General features: G+C 74.1%; 1 protein-coding gene. It reads right to left on the bottom strand.

The annotated features are described in order from the left end of the window. A partial coding sequence (locus ACWCO3_RS32260; protein ID WP_450013684.1) for a type I polyketide synthase occupies window positions 1-4,148 on the bottom strand: 4,148 nt, incomplete at both ends.

Raw genomic sequence — 4,148 nt, 5'->3', positions numbered from 1 at the left:
CGGTCCAGCTCGGCGCAGGCCGCGTCGAACGCCTCCGCGTACACCGGGAACGTGTCGTAAAGATCCAGGCCCATGCCCGGTCGTTGCGAACCCTGACCGGAGAAGACGAACGCGAGCTTGCCGTCGACCACGTCACCGGTCACCAGACCGGCATCGGTGCGGCCCTCGGCGAGCGCCTCCAAGGCGCCTGGGCCGAACACCACAGCCCGGTGCGGGAACGCGCCGCGCGTGGTGAGGGTGTGCCCGACGTCGGCGGGGTCCAGCGCGGGGTGGGTCTCCAGGTGGGTCAGCAGCCGGGTGCCCTGGTCGCGGAGACCGTCGGGGGTGGTCGCGGTGAGCGGCCAGACCGCCGGCCCGCTGCCCGCGTGTCGGGGCACGGGTGTCGGTTCGGGGGCGGCTTCCAGGATGACGTGGGCGTTGGTTCCGGAGACGCCGAACGAGGACACCGCAGCGCGACGCGGGCGGCCCGGCACTGTCCACTGCCGTTCCTCGGTGAGCAGCGAGACCGCTCCGGCCGACCAGTCGATGTGCGGGGACGGGTCATCGGCGTGCAGGGTGCGGGGCAGGATGCCGTGCCGCATCGCCTCGATCATCTTGATGATGCCGGCGACACCGGCGGCAGCCTGGGTGTGGCCCATGTTCGACTTGATCGAGCCGAGCCACAGTGGTTGGTCGTCCGGGCGGTCCTGGCCGTAGGTGGCGAGCAGCGCCTGCGCCTCGATCGGGTCACCGAGCACGGTGCCGGTGCCGTGCGCCTCGACGGTGTCGACGTCGGCGGTGCTCAGGCCGGCATTGGCCAGCGCGGCGCGGATGACCCGCTGCTGGGCGGGGCCGTTGGGGGCGGTCAGGCCGTTGGAGGCGCCGTCGGAGTTGACGGCGCTGCCCCGGATCACGGCGAGGATCGGGTGGCCGTTGCGGTGGGCGTCGGAGAGGCGTTCGACAACGAGCATGCCGACGCCCTCGGACCAGCCGGTGCCGTCCGCCCCCGCACCGAAGGACTTGCAGCGGCCGTCGGCGGAGAGCCCGCGCTGACGGGAGAACTCGATGAAGGTGCCCGGGGTGGCCATCACTGTGACGCCACCGGCGAGCGCCATGGTGCACTCGCCGGTGCGGATCGCCTGGACGGCCAGGTGCAGCGCCACCAGCGACGACGAGCAGGCGGTGTCCACGGTGACCGCCGGGCCTTCCAGCCCGAAGGTGTACGCGATCCGGCCGGAGATGACGCTGCCCGCGTTTCCGATGCCGAGCAGACCTTCGACGGCGTCGCCGTCGGGGTCGAGGCGGGACACGTAGTCGTGGTACATGACGCCGGCGAAGACACCGGTGCGGCTGCCGCGTACGGTCGCCGGGTCGATGCCGGCCCGTTCGAAGGCCTCCCACGAGGTCTCCAGCAGCAGCCGCTGTTGGGGGTCCGTGGCGAGGGCCTCGCGCGGGCCGAGCCCGAAGAACGGGGCGTCGAAGTCGGCGGCGTCGGCGAGGAACCCGCCGGACCGGGTGTACGAGGTCCCGGGGTGATCCGGGTCAGCGTGGTAGAGGCGGTCCACGTCCCAGCCCCGGTCGGCGGGGAAGTCGCCGATCGCGTCGCTGCCGGTCTCGACGAGTCGCCACAGGTCCTCGGGTGAGCTGATCCCGCCGGGGTAGCGGCAGGCCATGCCGACGATGGCGATCGGCTCGTCGGCGTGGCCGGACGCGGCGACCTCCGGGGTGTCGGGACGGTCGGCGCCGATCAGCGTCTCGTGCAGGTGGGCGGCGAGGGCCGCCGGGGTCGGGTGGTCGAAGACGAGGGTGGCCGGCAGCCGCAGGCCGGTCGCGGCGTTCAGGCCGTTACGGAGCTCGACGGCGGCGAGCGAATCGAAACCGGTCTCCTGGAACGCCTTGCCGGGGGCGACCGCCTGCCCCGAGCCGTGGCCCAGCACGCTCGCGACGTGGGTGCGGACCAGGTCGAGCAGGGCTTCCCGTTGATCGGCCGGACGCAGTGCCGCGAGTCGCTGGACCAGGGAGGCGTCGCCGGTGGCGGCCCGCCCGGTGCCCCGTCGCGTAGCTCGGATGAGGTTGCGCAGCAGCGGGTGGACGGTGGCCGGCGCGTGACGGCCGGAGGTGAGCCGGAGGGGGACGACAGTGGTGTGCTGGCCGGCCGCGTCGAAGAGGCCGAGACCGTCCTCGGGTGTGATCAGGGCGAGGCCGCCCCGGCTGAGTCGCTGGACCGCGTCCGGGTCCAGGTCGGCGGCCATCCCGGCGGCCCACGGCCCCCAGGCGAGCGACGAGGCCGGCAGGCCGGCCTGGTGGCGGAGGTCGGCGAGGGCGTCGAGGAAGGCGTTAGCGGCCGCGTAGTTGGCCTGGCCGGGGCTGCCGAGCAGGCCGGCGGCCGAGGAGAACGTTACGAAGGCGGTCACCGGGTGCCCGGCGGTGAGTTCGTGCAGGTGCCAGGCGGCGTCGACCTTCGGGCGGAGCACCGCGGCGAGGCGTTCCGGGGTGAGCGCGGTGACCACACCGTCGTCGATCACTCCGGCGATGTGCAGGACCCCGGTCAGGCTGCCGGCGCCGTCGATGGCGGCGGCGAGGGCGGCACGGTCGGCCAGGTCGCAGGCCAGGACGGTGCTCGTCGCGCCGAGTTCGGCGAGCTCCGCGGTCAGGTCGGCGGCCTCCGGGGCGTCCGGGCCACGGCGGCTGAGCAGCAGCAGGTCGGTGACGCCGTACCGGGTGACCAGGTGGCGGGTGAGCAGCCGGCCGAGGGTGCCGAACGCGCCGGTGACCACTACCGTGCCGGTGCCGAAGTCGTGACCGTCTGCGGGTTCGGTGACCCGGGCCAGGCGGGGTGCGCGCAGCATGCCGTCGCGGACGGCGATCTGCTCCTCGCCGGTGGCGAGGACGGCGCCCAGGTGGTCGTCGCCGTCGGTGTCGACGAGCAGGAACCGGCCGGGGTTCTCGGTCTGGGCGCTGCGGACCAGACCCCAGACGGCCGCACCGGCCAGATCGGTGACCGCGTCGTCGGGGCCGCTGGCGACCGCGCCGCTGGTGACGACAGCGAGTCGGATGTCCCGCTCGACGGCGTCGCGCAGCGCGGCCAGGACGGCGGTGGTGGTGGCATGGGTGGCGGTGACCGGGTCGTCGGTGGCGGTGGCGGGTACGCGCAGCACCTCGGTCCCGGTGCGGTCGGAGGTGCCGGGTGCCTCGACCGGAATCCAGTCGAGCCGGTGCAGGCCGTCGGTGTTGGCGGTGCGCTCGGCGTACCGGCGCAGCACCAGGGAGTCGGCGGTCAACAGGGTCCGCCCGAGGGTGTCGGTGAGGTGGACGCTGACGGCGTCGGTGCCGGCGTCGGCCAGCCGCACCCGGGCGGTCACCGCGCCGGAGGCCCGCAGTGTGACGCCGGACCAGGCGAACGGCACCCGGGCCTGACCGTCGTCGTCGCCCAGGACGCCGAGGCCGAGTGGGTGCAGGGCGGTGTCCAGCAACGCCGGGTGTACGCCGTACCTGCTGCCGTCCACTGAGGTGGGCAGCTCCACCTCGGCGTGGACGGCACCGTCGGCGTCCAGCCAGGCCTGGCGCAGCCCGCGGAACGCGGGACCATAGTCGAGACCTCGACGGCGCAGGGCGTCGTAGAGACCGGTGGTGTCGATCGCGTCAGATCCGGCGGGTGGCCAGGTGGTCGGCGTGGCCTCGTCGAGGGTTTCGGCGGTGCTGAGGGTGCCGGTGGCGTGGGTGGTCCACCGGCTGCCGTCCGGGCTGGCGTGGACGGTGACGGTGCGACGGCCGGAACCGTCGTCGGCGCCGGTGCGGACCTGGACCTCGATCCGTTGCTCGCCGAGCACCAGCGGGGCGGCCAGGACGAGGTCGTCGACGCGGTCACAGCCGACCTCGACGCCGGCGGCGAGGGCGAGTTCGAGCAGCGCGGTGCCGGGGACGACGACGTCTCCGGCGACCTGGTGGTCGGTGAGCCACGGCAGGGCGGTCCGCGACCAGCGGCCGGTGAAGATCCGTTCGTCGCTGTCGCCGGCGAGGGTGAGCGTGCCGCCGAGCAGCGGGTGGTCGACGGCGTCGCCGTTGCCGGTCACCGTGGCGGCGGGCCAGTAGCGCTGGTGCTGGAAGGCGTAGGTGGGCAGGTCGATCAACCGCCCACCGGTCAGGCAGGGCGTCCAGTCGACAGCGAC

Source organism: Micromonospora sp. NPDC002411 (assembly GCF_053592955.1).
This window is presented reverse-complemented; position numbering and strand designations above follow the sequence as displayed.